Genomic DNA, 15981 nt, shown 5'->3' on the forward strand with positions numbered 1-15981 from the left:
TCGGTTGCAGCCGTATTTGATATAGAGTAAATCTTGTTGAAATTCCCGACATTTTACATACAGCCTCGGTGGCTAGCGTGCCATCCTTTGCTATATAGATCTCGGCGCTTATAGGGGATAGCGTCGTAGGCCTTAGACTCATAAGCGCGCAGCCACGACCGCATTGAGGCGAGCTGGACCATGGCTAGGAAGTTGGCGGCGAGCTTGTCGTAGCGGGTGGCAACCCGCCGGATGTGCTTGAGCTTTGAGAAGAAGCGTTCGATCAGGTTGCGCTCACGATAGAGCCACTTGCTGAAGCAGGGTTTCCATTTTCGATTAATTTTCGCCGGGATGTTCGGCGTGGCGCCCTGATCCTCGATCAAGGCGCGGATGCGGCCAGCGTCATAGGCCTTGTCGGCCAGCACGATTGTGTGCGGACCGAGATGATCGAGCAGCGTGTCAGCGACCTGCCCGTCGTGCGCTTGGCCGGCGGTCAGCCGAGCCGGATCGGGAGCCCTTGCGCGTCGACGACTGCGTGGATTTTGGTCGTGAGGCCGCCTCGGGAACGACCGAGACAATGATCTCGATCCCCCTTTTTTGCCGTCGCAGCTTGTTGATGGGCGCGAACTGAAGTGCTGTCGATCGTCTGTATGTCGCCGTCATGTGCAGCCGTGATGGCATCCATCATCCGAGACGCCCGCCTTCCGCCATCGCACGAAGCGGTTGTAGCAGGTCGTGCGCGGGCCATAGCGCTCCGGCAGATCACGCCATGGCGGACCAGAGCGCAACACCCGGAAGATGCCCGTTCAGCACCCGGCGATCGTCAACGCGCGGCACGCCTCTCGGTTTGTTGGGCGGTAGCGGTTCGATCACGCGCCACTCGAAGTCGGTAAGGTCATATCGGCTCATGAAGGGCCTGAATCAGAAACTGCCTCGAGATGGAAGCATGAACCCACTCTTGCCGACGTTGCCCACCATCGTCAGGCTTGATAGCCTAACCACATGTGGACCTCTTACCTCTGGAATTTTGCGGCTCTTGCCGCCGCCATTTACTGCACAGCCAAGGCGGCCATCGACCTCCGTGCCCAGCGGTACGCTTGAGGGATTGTCGGCTTGGCAAGCGCGGCGGTCTTTCTACTCACCCCATCCCAAACTCATGCAGTAGAGGTCGACCTGCCCGCAGCCTCAAATTAAGCACTGGGCAAATTTATGAGTTCCCGACCTAGTGGGGCATTTGATCGTGTGATCGACGTAGAACAGCACCACGCGCTTAGCCGGGTAACGCCCCTGAGGCGTTGCGCCGAGGCCAGCGCTTTACCGCGAGCGATAACCTGCGCATGCAATGTACTACGTCCGCCGGTTTCTGCCGCGATCAATCCAGCGTCGAGTTTCTTGCCGAGCGCCACTTGCGCTCCTTGAAGTTCTGTGAGTTGTCGCTTCAGGGCCTCGAGGCGCGTCTGAACGCGCGCGTCTTGTGCGTACAGGGCGTTCTGAAGCGCGGAAAACTGCATCGCGGGCTTGGAATTGGACCGGCCGATTAAGCGTGACAGCTTGCCGTAAGGCTCGATCGAGCGAACCACCGACCTAAGGCCGGGCAGGTTCGCAGCCCGGCCCTCCTTGCAGGATGCCATATCGGCTAAAATACGGCGCCGATCGACGCCGCCGCGCAACTGCAGCACGTAATGCGCGAGACCGGCCGGGTCAGCTTCCCGCTTTAGAATAGCTAGATACGCTGCCTTGACAAAATCCTCGTCCCAGAAATTGAGGAGATCGTAGGCAGAAACCACTTTGGCCCCGCGACAACTGATATTGGAGGCCGACGAACGCAGAGACAGAATTTTATGGGCTTTCCGTCTCTTTTTCCAATAAGTTATTCCCGACGAAAATTTGGACAGTCGCGCAAAAAGCCTTGCCTGTTTAAGTCCTTCGATCTGAGCATCGAATGCTCTACCTTCTCTGGATTCATGGAGCTGGACAATGATACGCAGCCTGCTCTCACCCATTCTTAGGGCGTCCGCATAATGTGCCCGTCCTACTTCGTCCGCAGGGCGTCCAAGTAAGGTCAGGTATGCGCTGTCGATAAAGGCATCGTCGCTCAAACCAAGTAATTGCCGCACCGATCCTGCAGGTTTCCGGTGTCGATATCGCTCTACCATCTATACGCTTCCAAAAGGCATTTCTGCCAGACGGCAACCATCACGTTGCGCCACGCCACTCACCAGCTACATAACTCACAGCGGCCCGGAAATCATCCAGCGCAACGTGTCTTCCAACTCGATCCTCTGGAGAGGGCCAACGAGTGTTTCGAGTCGCGATGAATCTCCCCATAACTGCTTGACGTCGTTGGCGCGAACCAAAGTCGGATCGACCTGGACCTTCAAGTCGTAGCCGACGATCCGGGAAACCATTTCCAGAATGGCAGACAACCGATATGCGCGGCCGGAACTGACATTCACGGTTGCACCAATGGCGTTGGGACAAGTCAGGAGCCTAGAATAGGCCTCCGACACGAAGCGCACATCCGAGAAATCCCTTGCGACGTCGAGGTTGCCAAGCGACAGCGTGTCGTCACCGGCGTGAATGCTCGCGATGATCTTAGGTATGAGAAAATCCCGGGATTGACCGATTCCGGTGTAGTTGAAAGGGCGGGCCACGATGAGCGGCAGTTTGTCTTTAAAAAGGCCAGCCACAAGTTCGGTAGCCACTTTACTCACCGAATAATCGTTCACTGGATCGATAGGGGAATCCTCCCGCATAATCCCTTCCGTCCGGTTGCCGTAAACATTCGAGCTGCTCGCCACCAGCACGGCGGACAGCGGCTCGCCGCTTCCCGCAAGCGCCGCCAGAAGGTTGCGCGTTCCGATCACGTTCGTGCGATATATTTCCTCTACATTGCTGTGGAGGATGAAGGAGATTGCGGCCAAGTGTACGACATAATTGGGTTTTTCGCGTGCCACGATGTCGCTGACCATCGCGCCGTCCGTCATGTCGCCCACATGGATCATTTCTACGCCGGGAAGCGTACAGTCGGAGTGCGACAGTCCGACCACGGTGATGCCCCGCGCGAGCAAGGTTTGCGCGAGGTAACGGCCAGTGAAACCTCCGATGCCGGTGATCAAAGCCTTCATGTGCCGACATACCTTAAGGCTACGTGTCGCGGACCCTTTCTGACCCGCACCACGTTCAATCGCTCATGTTTCATTTTCCGCTCCCAGCCGACGTTTCCGCCGACTCCTTTAAGACATGCGACACCAGTCCGATCTTGCGTCAGACGATCTCGATTTCGGGGAAGGGGAAGATGAACTTGCCGCCTGAATTGAGGTATTCTTGCTCCCGCCGGACGATACCGTCCTTGAAGTGCCAAGGCAGGACCAGATAATAATCCGGCTTCATCGCGTGAGCGTCAGTTTCGCTGATGATTGGGATGTGCGTACCGGGCGTTACTTTTCCAAACTTTTCGGGATTAACCTCGGCAATCGCGGGAATATCTTCCGTGGTGAAACCGCAGAACTGCAGGACAACATTGCCCTTCGTCGATGCACCGTAACCTAGCACCGTCTTGCCGTCGCCGCGCAGAGCGCGGATCAAGCGCACCAGGTCGTCGCGATGGCGGAACACCCGCTCCTCGAACTCGCGGTACGGCTTGGGCGTATTGATGCCCATACGGTCTTCTTGCTCGAGCAACCAGTTCACGACCGCCTCATTCACGCGGACGCTCGTGTTTGACTTGTGCGCGGCAGTCACTGCGAAGCTACCGCCGTTGATGTTGTTCATTACCACGTCGACGATCTTGAGACCCGCTGCCTCAAGGATCAGACGCACAACGCCGAGCGAATAATATTCAAGATGCTCGTGGCAGATCGTGTCGTACGAATTCAGGCGAAGCATCGAGGGCATATAGCTCTGCTCGAAATGCCAGATGCCACCCGGCGCCAGGCACTGGGCGATCTGTTGCGCGAAGGCGATCGGATCGTCGAGATCGTAGAACATCGCGATGGAGGTGATGATATTCGCCGGCTGCGCACCGGTCGAGGCATATGCAGCTGCCGAGAAGAAGTCTGGCACCAGCTTGACGTCATCCGGATAGTAGGCCGCAAACTTGGCGCCGGTAGGATCGATGCCAATACGGTTCAGCGAAGGCCTGTCGTACGCCTTCAGCGTAGTGCAGTCATTCGAACCGATGTCGAGAACGGTATCGCCGGCCTTCAGATCAGCGAGCTTTTCGAGATATCGGACTTTGGCCGTCAAGTGCTCGACCATAGATTTATTGAGGCCAGATCGGTAGCCGTAGTTGTCCCCGTACATTTCTGAAGTGTCATAGGTATGATTGAGCTGCAGCAATCCGCTTTCCGGGCATAGCACCAGCTCGAGCGGGCCGCGCGTTACCGTTTCATCCGCGCTTTTTGGGAACACGCCGGTCAGTTCCTGTTGGCCCAGATTCAGCACCGATATAAGATTGTCAGACTTTGATACGCGGCAACGTTCCAGGGGCTTATAGGCTTGCATCAAATTCTCCATTAAATTAGCGTTGAACGGCGGCGCCATCTGACCGGGCGGCTCTATTGAATTTCGCTGGCGGCGGCAACGCCTCCCTCACCCTAACTACGGTCAAATGCCGGTGAGCCGTACCTTTTCCCACGCAGCCGCCGAAAAGACCTTGGCCCGCACGTCATTATCGTTCACTTGCGGATGATCAAGGGATCTCGTTTCCCGATGCGAGAGGTTAAGTGGAAAATCGCCGCGCCGCTCACGTGTTAGTGACCGATCCTTTTTGTTGGTCCGGGTCCGGTTGGGGCGCACACGACGGTTTCGACGTCATGCGCGACATATTTGCATCTGATCGAGAGTCTCGATGCGACTTGCTCGCGCTCGATCCGGCAACCGTCAGGCAGTTTGGCGTCATGCTATGGCTCTGAGTCCCTCATCACGTCAGGGCTCCCTTATCCAGGCTACAGGTCGCCGTGCGCATGCGCTCGGGGTAACTTATCGTTGAGACGGTCACCACGCTACGCGGGAAACGCTGCCCGCCATGCCTCTTTACGCGCCGGGCAAGCTCGGCGGCGGCCCGACCAAATTCTGGGCGCCCAACGTGGCAGCCCTGCCGCTAACGCTCAAGACCTTCGATTTTCGAAAGTGGAAAAAAGGGGGGCAGATCACTGTCTCGGTCGATCACGCGGCGGGCTCACGACCAAGATCGACGTCGTCGTCGACGCGCAGGGCCTCCCGATCCGGCTCGGTCTGACGGCTAGGCAGACGCACGACGGGCAGATCGCTGACACGCTGCTCAACCACCTCGGGCCCCGCACCATCGTGCTCGCGGACAAAGCCTACGACGCCGACCGCATCCGTGAGCTGATCCAGGACCAGGGCGCCACGCCCAACATCCCGCCGAAGAGCAACCGGCGCTGGAAGCCCTGCTTCAGCAAGCGCCTCTACCGCGAGCGCAATCTGATCGAACGCTTTTTCTCCAAGCTGAAGTACTTCCGCCGTGTCGCCACCCGCTACGACAAGCTCGCAGTCAACTTCCTCGCCATGGTCCAGCTCGCCTCAATGCGGCTGTGGCTGCGAGCTTACGAGTCTACGGCCTAGCTGGGGACCAACTCGCCTCAGTGCGCCTTTGGCTGCGCGCTTGTGAGTCTACGACCTAAGCAACTCCGCACGTCCCTCAGCCATAAACAGACGTCCGCGTAATTCCGCCAGCCTTTTCCAGCGCCTTTCCTCACCCAGATCAATGCGCTGCCAGCGCACACAATTCCGGCACGCTGCTGATCCCCAGTCGCTGGTAGGCGCGCTTTCGGTAGGTCATGACGCTCGTTTTCGCGATACCCAGATCCAGCGCTGTCGCCTCGACCGACATGCCGGCGGTTGCGCGGGCGCAGACTTGCCGCTCGCGCCGCGTCAGATTTGGGAAGAGGTGCCGCAGTCGGCTTTCGATGTGCTGGGCGGAGGAGAAGCAGGAAAGGTCGCGCCTGCGGTTGAGGGGCAGCATCGGCAGCGCCAGGCGGGCCAGACCCACCAACGCGTCCAGCTCGCTATCCGTAAACAGGCCGGTGGAGCGATGGCGCGCGACATTGATGACGCGCCAGGCCTGTGGTCCGCGCTGGATGATCGAGACGCGCTCAACGATACCGGCCTGATCGAAGAAGCGCCTGCGGAACTCATCGGAGCTGATGTCCGGCGGCCGGATGCGCTGGATGGCAAGGTCGCTCACGCATGGCGCTGCGCTATAGGCGTCGCACACCGGGTCGATATTGTGATAATGCTGGCTGTAGGCCGGCAGCATCGCTTCCACGCGTGGCTCGCCGAAGAAATATTGCAGTTCGCTGGTTTCTCTGCCCGTCGCCTCGAACAAGTAAATTCTGCGCGCCCCACCGGTGACCGTCATCACCGAATCATGGACGGCGGTGCCGAACTGGTCGGTCCCGGCGGTTTCCAGCAAGCGTTCATAGATGGCACCCATGGAGACGGGGGCGCGCCATTCCTCGATCTTGCGGATGTAGGACATTCAGCTCTCCTGCCGCCTCTGGGATTATACCCCCTCAGTCGCGACTCCACGCCTCTTGAACACCTTCATGGCGATCAACGCAATCGCTGCCGCGATGGCCGGCACCGCAAAGGAGGCCAGAATGGTGATCTCCGCAATGCCCGCCTCGAGCTGCGTGCCAATCAGGACCGGCGCCGCGACCGTTCCGATGCGGCCGACACTCTTGGCCCATCCGATACCGGTCGATCGCAGGCGCGGCGGGTAGAAGCTGGCGAGGATGACATTCACGCCGCCATAAGCGCCGAGGGCAAAGAAGCCGCATGCCGCGAGCACGAGTTGAAGGATCAAGGCCGAGGACGCGCCCCCAATCTGGCCGGCCACGAAGAAGAACGCTGCTGCGATGAGCAGGGACGAGACGAGAACGCGATAGGCGCCGTAGCGGTCGATCAAAAGCCCCATGCAGAGCGCCGCAGCGATGCCGCCGAAGGAAAAAATGGAGAGCGCCAAGGCTGCGAAGGCCGGCGCATAGCCGAGGCGGACGAGCAGAACCGGCAGCCACGAGCTGAGGCAGTAGCTGATGGTCAGCATGGCAATGAAGACGAGCCATAGCATCAGCGTGCCCAGCCGATAGTTTGGCGCCAGGAGGCTCAAGGGGCTGGCGGTGGGCTGCGGCGCATCGCTTTGCGGTGCTACCGCCTCGGCGTCCCGCAGAACCATGATGGTGATGACGGAGGTTGCAAGGCAGAGCAGTCCCACGGCGCCCATCGCCACGCGCCAGCCGCCTAGTCCGGTAAAGGCGATGGCGACGATGCCCGCGATGGTGGCGCCGAGGCCGTAGCCGGTGAACAGGAAGGTGATCGCCAGGCCACGGCGTTCGAGGGGGGCGGCTGCGGTGACGATTGCAAGGCAACTCGGCAGGCAGCCACCCAACAGGACGCCGGTTATCAGCCGCATCCAGAACAACTGCTCCCCACTGTTCGCCAGACCCGTCAAGGCCTGAGCGGCGCCAAAGCCGGCGAGGGTCAGCCCCACCGTCCACCGGTCGCCAAATCTCGCGGCCAGCGGAGGAAACGCAATCAGGCCGATGCACTGGCCGATCAGGTTGGCCGAAAAGATCGGACCGAGATCGGCATCACCAAGGCCGAGCATCGGCGCGAATTCGGGAGCGAGCGGCCCCATGATCGTGTGGACCAGCCCGTCCAGAAAATAGACCATCGCACAGATCGACACGATCAGAAGCGTCGAGGCTTTCGCACCTGGCCGTTGGAGTGATGCGGGTGAAATCAAAAGGTTCCCGACAGTCGCACGCCGTAGGTCCGTGGCGGGCGAAGCGACGTCGCGACCACACCAATGGTCGAATAGGCCGGGTTTGGCGCCACATTGTTGACGACGACGTCATCCTCGATGTTGTTGACGAATGCGCTGATGCTCATGCCCTTGCCCTCGAACGCATAGGTCAGAACTGCATCCGTCCGGGTCGATCCGCCAACGCGCGTTTCCGGCGTGTAGGCCAGATCCAGCTCGCGCGGCCCTTCATAGCGGCTGAAGATGTTCGCGATGATGCGGTCGCCCGATCCGAGCGTAAAGCTCTGTTCCAGCGAGGCGGCGACCACCCACTCCGGCGACTTGAGCGCGCGAAGCCCGCTGCAATCGACCGTGGTGCCGGCGGTGCGGCATTGTGAGGTCGGGCCGGGGGTCGAAACCGAATTATAGACGAGCTTTTTCACCCGGGCATCCAGCCATTGGGCCTGCAGCCCAATCCGGGTGGTCGGGGAGACCAGCAGTTCTGCTTCGGCCTCCACGCCCTTGGTGCGAACCTGGCCGATATTCTCCGTCACCAGAACCACCGCCGGGGGAATGAGCTTCACATAGCCGAGCTGCTGATCCTTATAATCCAGCAGGAACGCCTCCACGTTGAGTTGCAGGCGGTTGTCGAGGAAGCGGTTCTTCGTGCCGATGGTATAGGCGGTCACCTTTTCCGGCTCGAAGCTGTTGGCGCCCGGCGGGCCGAGGAAGAAACCGCCCGCTTTGAAACCGGTGCCGACATTGGCATAGATCAGCGAGCGCGGCCCCGCATCAAACTCAAGGCCGGCACGCCATGTGACCGCTTCAAAGGTCAGCGATCGATCGACCACAAATGCCGGCGCGCCGACCGGGACGAGGGGAATGACCGGGTCCGGCCCCGGAGCATTGCGGATGGTGTACCGCTCGCTGTCGCTGGTCTTGCGCTCCCAGGTGTAGCGCAGGCCCCCGGTCACGCGGAATGTGGGCACGATCGCAAAGGTCAATTGGCCGAAACCGGCGGCGGTCTTGCCCGATGTGTCGATGATCTGATCGCTATAGGTGAGGGCGGCCGCGCTTTCCGTATTGGAGCGGGCGGTGACATGCGTGTCGAGATAATAGCCCCCGACGAGCCAGCCAAAGCGGTTGCCCGATGGCGAGGCGAGCCGCGCTTCCATGGAGATCTGCTCGGGCTGCTGCTGCTCGATGATCTGGAAGCCGGTCTGGGCGCTGTTGTAGCTCAGCCTGGATGTTCGATAAGCGGGGATCAGCGTCAGCGTGCCGGCATCGGTCTCGACATTCACGTTCGCGAGCAGCCCATAATAGTCGCTGTCGATGAACGAATTGTCGGTCTGCCGCGCGAGTGGGGCAAATGCCGCATCCTGTTGGGATAGGCTGGTGCGTGGGTCGCCGAAATAGCAGATGTCCGGCCCGCAGCGCTTGCGCACCGTCGAGCCGCCGCCGCGGCCGCCCTGATGGGTATAATCCCCGACGATGTCGATGGTGACGGCGCTGCTCGGTTGGAGCCGGTAGGAGAGACGGACGGCCTGACCGCGCTCATCGTCGAGCCCGTCCGAGAAGAAGCCATCGCGTTGCAGGATTTGGAAGGCGGCGCGGAAGGCGCTGGTCTCGCCGACCGGGAGGTTGACAGCGCCGGACGCGGCAACCCGCGCATAATTGCCGACCTCAAAATTGAGTTGCGCGCCACGCTCACCGATGCGGGCGTGCTGCGGCAGGATATTGATGGCGCCGCCCGTCGCGTTGCGGCCATATAATGTGCCCTGCGGGCCTTTCAGCACCTCGACGCGCTCAAGATCATAGAACAGGCCCTGCACCGCCGTGGGACTGGCAAGATACACGCCTGAGAAATTGACGGCGATGGCCGGGTCGGAGAAGGCGTTGCCGCCAAAGTTGCTGACGCCCCGGACCGTCAGGACGGTATAGGGCCCGGTTCCGGCCGTGACCTGCAGCGCAGGAGCCACCTGGGTCAGCGCCGCTGCCGTGGTCACGCCTCGCGTCGTCAGATTTTCGCCGGAAAGGACGGTGACAGAGACGGCCGCGCGCTGCAGATTCTCTTCCCGCCGCTGCGCCGTGACGACGATATCCTCAAGCCCTGCTGCGCCATCCTGTGGGGCAGCAGCCGTGACGGCTTGCGCATGCGCAAGGGCGGGCATGATGCTCAGGGCTGTGCCCGATAACAGCACGATTAGCCGGCTCGACATACAATCTCCCTTTGTTTCTGTTTATTCTTGTGACGTAGCGGCTCTGCGGGCCGAAATATGTCCTTCATCCGAAGGACAGGCGGCCTCATGATTTGAGGCCGAACCTTGCCCGGGCTTCCTCGACCGTCGCGGGCTTTGCGCCATAGAGCGCCGCGATCTGCGTCGCGGCGCGCACCATGTCGGTATTGTCCCGCGCGATTGAGCCGTCCGGCATGTACAGGCTGTCTTCCAGGCCGACGCGCACGAGATCGCACCCCATGGCGATGCCCAGGGTGACGAAGCGGAACATGTCCTGCCCGGTGGCGGTGACGCCGACGATGGCCTTGGGGAAAAGCCGCAGGCCCTCATCGATCGAGAAGATCACATTGCGAGCGATCGCCGGCGTTGCCCCGAAGCCACCGCCATGGAGCAGCCACATATTGTCCCGATCACGATCGAAAATGCCCTCATTGGCATAGCGCAGCAGGCGATGGAGGGCGCTGGCTTCCACCACTTCATATTCAAGTGCCGAGCCGCGTTCATAGACCGCCTTGATCGTGCTCTTGAGCAGTTCGGGCGAATTCACATAGGGCGTTTCGCCCGGATAATTGCCGCCCGGATTGTAGAAATCCGCCGAGCCCGCGGCGATGCCGAACAAGTCCTGCGACGGCTCAATGGAGAGAATACCGAGCCGCTCCTTGTCCGATGGCCAGTGCAACTGCCCGGTCAGTTTGTCCCGGCGAACGCCAATGCCGTTGGTGGTCTGCACAAGGATCGGCGAACGGGCGCGAATTTCGCGGATCGCCTCGGCATAGATCGCGGGATCGCCGCTGTTCATGCCATCGGGGCCGCGTGCGTGAAAATGCACCATCGCCGCGCCCGCCTCATAGCAACGCGCGGCCGCTTCGCCGATCTCGACCGGCTGCTTGGGCACCACCGCTCCATCGCGGTCCTGCTGCATTCCGCCGTTGATCGCGACTGTAATTATGACCTTGTTGTCAGCCAGCATTCCGCTTTTCTCCAGATGATGTCTGGAGCCATATGGAAGCGCCGCCGCGCCGTCTGTCCTTCGGATGAAGGACAGGATCGGGGCAATGAGTCAGGTCCAAGCAGCCGGTCTCGCAGCAAGCTGGTGACCAGTTCGCTACCCTAGTGTCCCGCCCTGATCTCCCCGCGCTCGCGATTTCCGGTTGGCTTTGGCGCGTTTCATTGCATAACGCGCATCATGTCGCGAGAACCGGAATTATCCGCTGGCAAGGCGCCCGAGCGCACGCCTTTTGGCAGGCTGATCAACAGTCTTCTGGCGACCGCGCAAATGTCCAGCGCACGGCAGATCGATGCCGAGCTGGATCTTGCCAATCTCGATCGGCGGCTGCTGTCTTTGATCGGTCGCCGGGGCAAGGTGACCTTCACGCAGATTGCGCGCCTCTCGGGCATTCAGCGCGCGCAGATCAGTCGGTCGCTGGCGCACCTGACCGCCAAGGGCCTCGTGCACCGTCCCGACGTGCGCTCCAAGGCGGAATTCACCGAGAAGGGCCGGGCGGTCTACGAGGAAATCCTCGCGGTTGCCATTGCTCGCAATGTGGAGGTCTGCGGCGGGCTCGATGCGCCAACGCGGGACTTTTTCATCCGCGCGACCCGCTTCATGATCGACGAGGCAGCGGCGATGCTCGACGCGGAAATCCAGCTGTCCGGCGGGACGCAGGAGCCGGGGGCGGAGCGCAAGTCGGAGCGGCGCCCCAATGAACGAAACGAGCCGGGCATTGCCGATGCGCGCGTCCATGTGATGGTTCTGCCGCCATTGACGACGCTGGCCTCCTATCTCAACCGCACCGCCACCCTGCTGGCCAAGCGGGTCGGAGCGATTTCATCTTTTGAGGCGGATATGCTGCTGCTGATCGGCAAGAACGAGCCGATGACCCAGCTCAGCCTGACGCGCACGACGGGGGCCAGCAAGAGCCAGATCGTGCGCGCGTTGACGCGCATCGAGAGCATCGGGCTGGTCAACCGCACGAAAGTGCCGGGCCGCCGCGACATCCTGCTCGATCTCTCGGCGGAGGGGCGCGGCTTGTGGCGCCTGCTGACCACGGCGGAGGCTGATCGGGACGCGCGGTTGCTGGGGGTTCTGGAGCCCGGAGAAGAGGCCCGCTATCGCGCCGTCCTCACTTTGCTGATGGAAAATGCGCGCGCGATGGCGCGCGGCTGATCGATCGATCAACCGGTCCCCGGCGATCGTTCGGCGGTATTCAAATCAACAACAGCATTTAGGCAGAAACGCGTCGCGCAGATGTGCGTGACGTGCTGATTCTGGCTGGAATGCCGCTGGTTTCTGGGAAACTGTTTTGGCTGTTCGAGACCTCGTCAAGCTATCTGCCTGAACGGATGATCCATTTCGTTATCAAAATCAACAAAACTCTTGTGCATCGATAATTGGCCTGCAATACCCCTCCCTGCTTCGGTCACCGACAAGGTGCGGGGCCGGAAGCCAGAGGTTTCCATCTAGGGGAGGTTACATGCAGATCGTTCGACGGGCGCCCTTGCGGCGCAATGGATTGCTATTGGCTGGCGCCGCGTTGATGGGGGCGGGCGGCGTCTCTCCGGTTTCCGCGCAAGACGTTGATAATGACGATGAGGACAAGACCTCCGTCATCCATGACATCGTCGTCACCGCCGAGCGGCGCGCGATGAACCTGCAGGATACCCCGCTCTCGATCGTCGCCGTGAACGAAGAAATGGTGGAAGCCCGCGGCATCGAGGATCTGGAGGATCTGGCCAACCAGACACCCAATCTCAGCATCGCCCCGCAGCGCGGCGGCAGCACATCCACCCCCTCCTTCACGATCCGCGGCATCGGCGGCGGCGGTGGCGCACTCGGCGAGCGCGGCGTGGGCCTGTATATCGACGGCATCTACATGCCGCGCACCGCCGGCTCGGTTCTCAAAGTGATCGATATCGACCGGATCGAGGTGCTGCGCGGCCCGCAGGGCACGCTGTTCGGCCGCAACTCCACGGGCGGTGCGGTGCGTTACTTCACCAAGCAGCCGCGCCTCGGCGAGACGGAAGGCTATGCGCAGGTGACGGCCGGCAATTATGACCGGGCGGATATCGTCGGCGCGATCAATATTCCCATCGGCGATACGCTGGCCGTGCGCGCGCAGGGCGCCTATCTGCATCAGGGCGGATGGGTGCAGCGCGGTACCGAGAAGAACGGCGCGTCCACGGACTATGTCGGGCGCGTGCAGGCGTTGTACGAACCCAATGACCGCTTCAGTGCCACGCTGGGTTTTCTCTACACCGATTCCCGCGCCAACGGGTCGCCGATCGTCACCGAGGAGCTCGATCTGCGACCGGGCATCGAGCCCGCCCCGGGCTTTGTCGGCATTCAGGGCAATTATGGCGACTGGCTCAACGATGCCTTCAAGTCCGTCGGTCAGGCGCCGATTGCGCCTTATAACGATCCGCGCGTGGTGACCGGCGACAAATATCGCCAGCACGACATCTGCCTGCTCGATGATTTCAATCCCGACTTCGGCGAAGAGTGCGTGCAGCGGAACACGTCGGTCTATTGGCAGGCCGATCTGCGAATGTCCTACGAGCTGTCCGATGATGTGACCCTGTCCTCGACCTCGGGCTTGTCGAAGCTCGATTTCAACGGGGTGATCGATTATCAGCAGTTGGGCACGGAAAATCGCAAGCTCGATACCGGGTCGAGGGTTTTCTATCAGGAACTGCAGCTCAACGCGGCGCCGTTCGGTGGCGCGCTCGATGTCGTCGGTGGCCTCAATTATTTCTACGAAAAGTCGGATGAGCAGGGCCTAACCATTACCCGCAAGGGCACCAGCGTCTATCCGAACAGCCCTAACGGCAATGCCGATGGCGGCCTGGTCCGCCGGCAGGACGCCGACACGACGCAGGTGGCCAACTCTTTCGGTGCCTTCGTCAGCGCGACCTGGCACGTGACCGACCGGCTCAATTTTACGGGCGGCCTGCGCTATGCGTATGACCGCAAGCGGATCGAATCGATCGAATATGCCTCGTCGGACTTCACGCCGGCGCCCGGCACAACATCGACCTTCGTGGACAGTTCGCGACATTGGCAGCAGGTCGATTATCGCGCGACCATCGATTACAAGATCACGCCGGATATCCTCGCTTATGCGACGATTTCCAAGGCGTACAAGGCGGGCCTCTATAGCTTCTCGATCGCCGACAACATTCCCGGCCCGGCGCAGAGCGGCGACGGCGTGCCGACCGTGCCGCCCGAGACCGTCCGTAACTATGAAGTCGGCCTGCGTATGGCGCTCTTCAACCGGGCGTTCATCGTCAATCCGACCGTCTTCTACATGCAATGGGGCAACCGGCAGTCAGCGCGTCGCGTGACCTGCACGACGGGGCCGTCCTGCCCGCTGGGGTTCAACCTTCAGGTTGTCGACGCCGGCGACATCGACGTTTACGGACTTGAACTGGATAGCCGCCTGCGCCTCTCGCGGAACTTCTCGCTCGATGCCAGCGGCTCGCTGACCGGCGTCAAGCTCGATCCGGTTCGTAATGGCGGGCCCTTCCTCTTCCCGGATATCCCGCGCAAGCAATTGAGCCTCGGCGGAACGCTCAATGTGCCAGCCGAATTCGGCGAGTTCACGGTCAACATGAACTGGAGCTACACCGACGATCAGGCCACGCTGAACCTCGACAACCCAGATTCGAAGTATCAGCTTCCGGCCTATAGCCTCGTCAACGCCCGCGTTCGCTTCATGCCGAAGAACGTGCCGGTGGTGATCTCGGTCTTCGCGAATAATCTGTTCGACAAGACCTACGCAACCGGTGCCACCCGCTTCGGCGGGGCCTATTTCGACAGCTTCACGCCCACCGGCGTGGGCGCGCCGCCGCGCAACATGCTCTCGGTGGTGCGCGGAAAGCCACGCATGATCGGCGCGTCGATCCGTTACGACTTCTGACGGGGGCGGGTGCCCCCGCACCCGCTAACAACATTGCGGCGGGCGGATCGGGTAATCGATCCGCCCGTTTTTTATGAGGCTGGGCTTGGAACGGCTGGGCCATTGCACGAGCGGCGGGGCGTGGATCGGCAGGGGCCCACATCCGCCAGCGGGATCGTTGTGAGATTTTGAAGACAAGCCCGGCGGGTCTCGCCTGGCCGCTTGCGGTTAAAGGCCGAGCACCTTGGCGATTTTGGCGCGGATGTCCTCGGGTGCATTCAGCTTGCCCACCGTGCCTTCCGGCAGGGCGCCGGCCTCGATCCACCAGCCGATGACCGCAACTTCATCCGGGGTGAGCGGCGTGCGGCCGTTCTTGGGCATGAAGTCCTTGTGGTCGGCACGCAGGGTGATGCGGCGATACAGGTCGCTGCGCTGCTTCTCGCCCGGATCGATCACCGCGCCGCTCTCGCCGCCTTCCATCAGGCTCTTGTAGGTCGCCATGGAGAGGGCGCCGCGGCGCTTGTCATCATTGTGGCAGGAGGCGCAGCGCGTCTGCAGGGTAGGGTGGACCACATCGAGGAAGATGTCCGCATCGGCAACATTGGTCACCGGAGGCCGGCCACCGGGGCCAGAGCGTAGCGGGCCGGGCGCGAATTCGGTGAGGTAGGTAGGGCCGTGCGTCAGATTGCCGCCGAAATGGCCGGTGGCCACGAGCAACCCGCCGGTGATCAGGCAGGCGAGCGGCCAGCCTCGGTCATAGATGTTCGGGAATTCGCGCTGCCAGGCCCAGACCAGCAGCGCGCTGGCTGCCAGCAGCACGCCGCTCCAGCGGTGCCAGTTGACCGCCTCGCCGGTGAAGCCGGGCTCGCTCGCGTGCATATAGCCCAATGTCACGGTCAGAAAGGCGCAGAGCGCGCCGATCAGCCATGTCGCCGGGACGGCAGGACGCAGGGCGGCGAAGCGCGGCCAGCGCGTCGCGATCTCCAGTCCGATCGCCAGCATCAGAATGCCGATCGGCAGGTGCAGCACGAGAACGTGGAAGCGACCGAGGAAGAAGATGAAGTCCTGCACGAAAATCCCCCGAATGATGCGGTCCGCTGTG

11 protein-coding genes and 1 pseudogene are annotated in these 15981 nt (G+C 61.5%); 3 read left to right on the forward strand and 9 right to left on the reverse strand.

Annotated features, from left to right (window positions below):
• Positions 1-149: 149 nt before the first annotated feature.
• The 4 genes and pseudogenes from M2334_RS03105 to M2334_RS03120 form a co-directional block, all read right to left on the reverse strand.
• Positions 150-888, reverse strand: a pseudogene (locus M2334_RS03105) (IS5 family transposase); the annotation flags it as partial.
• A 281-nt stretch (positions 889-1169) separates the two neighbouring features.
• Positions 1170-2135 (reverse strand): DUF4214 domain-containing protein, encoded by a 966-nt coding sequence (locus M2334_RS03110; protein ID WP_264593830.1) that lies wholly within the window; start codon positions 2133-2135, stop codon positions 1170-1172.
• A 75-nt stretch (positions 2136-2210) separates the two neighbouring features.
• Positions 2211-3107 (reverse strand): GDP-mannose 4,6-dehydratase, encoded by an 897-nt coding sequence (locus M2334_RS03115; protein ID WP_264593831.1) that lies wholly within the window; start codon positions 3105-3107, stop codon positions 2211-2213.
• 139 nt (positions 3108-3246) lie between these two features.
• Positions 3247-4524 (reverse strand): class I SAM-dependent methyltransferase, encoded by a 1278-nt coding sequence (locus M2334_RS03120; protein ID WP_264593832.1) that lies wholly within the window; start codon positions 4522-4524, stop codon positions 3247-3249.
• Between the two features lie 531 nt (positions 4525-5055).
• On the opposite strand from M2334_RS03120, the gene M2334_RS03125 reads away from it, so the two are divergent.
• Complete coding sequence (locus M2334_RS03125; protein ID WP_413716134.1) at positions 5056-5568, forward strand: IS5 family transposase; 513 nt, start codon at positions 5056-5058, stop codon at positions 5566-5568.
• 139 nt (positions 5569-5707) lie between these two features.
• Here M2334_RS03125 and M2334_RS03130 read toward each other — a convergent pair whose 3' ends face one another.
• From M2334_RS03130 to M2334_RS03145, 4 genes are all read right to left on the reverse strand, one after another.
• Positions 5708-6484, reverse strand: a complete 777-nt coding sequence (locus tag M2334_RS03130; protein ID WP_264604752.1) for a helix-turn-helix transcriptional regulator — start codon at positions 6482-6484, stop codon at positions 5708-5710.
• Positions 6485-6508: 24 nt separating this feature from the next.
• Positions 6509-7678 (reverse strand): MFS transporter, encoded by a 1170-nt coding sequence (locus tag M2334_RS03135; protein ID WP_264593834.1) that lies wholly within the window; start codon positions 7676-7678, stop codon positions 6509-6511.
• A gap of 68 nt (positions 7679-7746) precedes the next feature.
• Positions 7747-9966 carry a TonB-dependent receptor gene (locus M2334_RS03140; RefSeq protein ID WP_264593835.1) on the reverse strand — a complete coding sequence of 740 codons (2220 nt, stop codon included), beginning with the start codon at positions 9964-9966 and terminating at the stop codon, positions 7747-7749.
• An 85-nt stretch (positions 9967-10051) separates the two neighbouring features.
• Positions 10052-10954 (reverse strand): 3-keto-5-aminohexanoate cleavage protein, encoded by a 903-nt coding sequence (locus M2334_RS03145; protein ID WP_264585791.1) that lies wholly within the window; start codon positions 10952-10954, stop codon positions 10052-10054.
• A 216-nt stretch (positions 10955-11170) separates the two neighbouring features.
• On the opposite strand from M2334_RS03145, the gene M2334_RS03150 reads away from it, so the two are divergent.
• Entirely contained in the window at positions 11171-12151 is a 981-nt protein-coding gene (locus M2334_RS03150) for a MarR family winged helix-turn-helix transcriptional regulator (RefSeq protein ID WP_264604753.1), read from the forward strand.
• Between the two features lie 307 nt (positions 12152-12458).
• Positions 12459-14900, forward strand: a complete 2442-nt coding sequence (locus tag M2334_RS03155) for a TonB-dependent receptor (protein ID WP_264593836.1) — start codon at positions 12459-12461, stop codon at positions 14898-14900.
• Positions 14901-15107: 207 nt separating this feature from the next.
• Here the strand turns inward: M2334_RS03155 and M2334_RS03160 are convergent, their stop codons facing one another.
• Complete coding sequence (locus M2334_RS03160) at positions 15108-15950, reverse strand: c-type cytochrome domain-containing protein (protein ID WP_264593837.1); 843 nt, start codon at positions 15948-15950, stop codon at positions 15108-15110.
• Positions 15951-15981 lie beyond the last annotated feature (31 nt).

It is taken from the genome of Sphingobium sp. B11D3D (assembly GCF_025961755.1).
In the GTDB taxonomy this organism is placed as follows: domain Bacteria; phylum Pseudomonadota; class Alphaproteobacteria; order Sphingomonadales; family Sphingomonadaceae; genus Sphingobium.

Coding starts and splice junctions, on each gene's coding strand:
- M2334_RS03110 (WP_264593830.1), bottom strand. CDS start 2,135: ATGGTAGAGCGATATCGACACCGGAAACCTGCAGGATCGGTGCGGCAA.
- M2334_RS03115 (WP_264593831.1), bottom strand. CDS start 3,107: ATGAAGGCTTTGATCACCGGCATCGGAGGTTTCACTGGCCGTTACCTC.
- M2334_RS03120 (WP_264593832.1), bottom strand. CDS start 4,524: ATGGCGCCGCCGTTCAACGCTAATTTAATGGAGAATTTGATGCAAGCC.
- M2334_RS03130 (WP_264604752.1), bottom strand. CDS start 6,484: ATGTCCTACATCCGCAAGATCGAGGAATGGCGCGCCCCCGTCTCCATG.
- M2334_RS03135 (WP_264593834.1), bottom strand. CDS start 7,678: ATGGTCTATTTTCTGGACGGGCTGGTCCACACGATCATGGGGCCGCTC.
- M2334_RS03140 (WP_264593835.1), bottom strand. CDS start 9,966: ATGTCGAGCCGGCTAATCGTGCTGTTATCGGGCACAGCCCTGAGCATC.
- M2334_RS03145 (WP_264585791.1), bottom strand. CDS start 10,954: ATGCTGGCTGACAACAAGGTCATAATTACAGTCGCGATCAACGGCGGA.
- M2334_RS03150 (WP_264604753.1), top strand. CDS start 11,171: ATGTCGCGAGAACCGGAATTATCCGCTGGCAAGGCGCCCGAGCGCACG.
- M2334_RS03155 (WP_264593836.1), top strand. CDS start 12,459: ATGCAGATCGTTCGACGGGCGCCCTTGCGGCGCAATGGATTGCTATTG.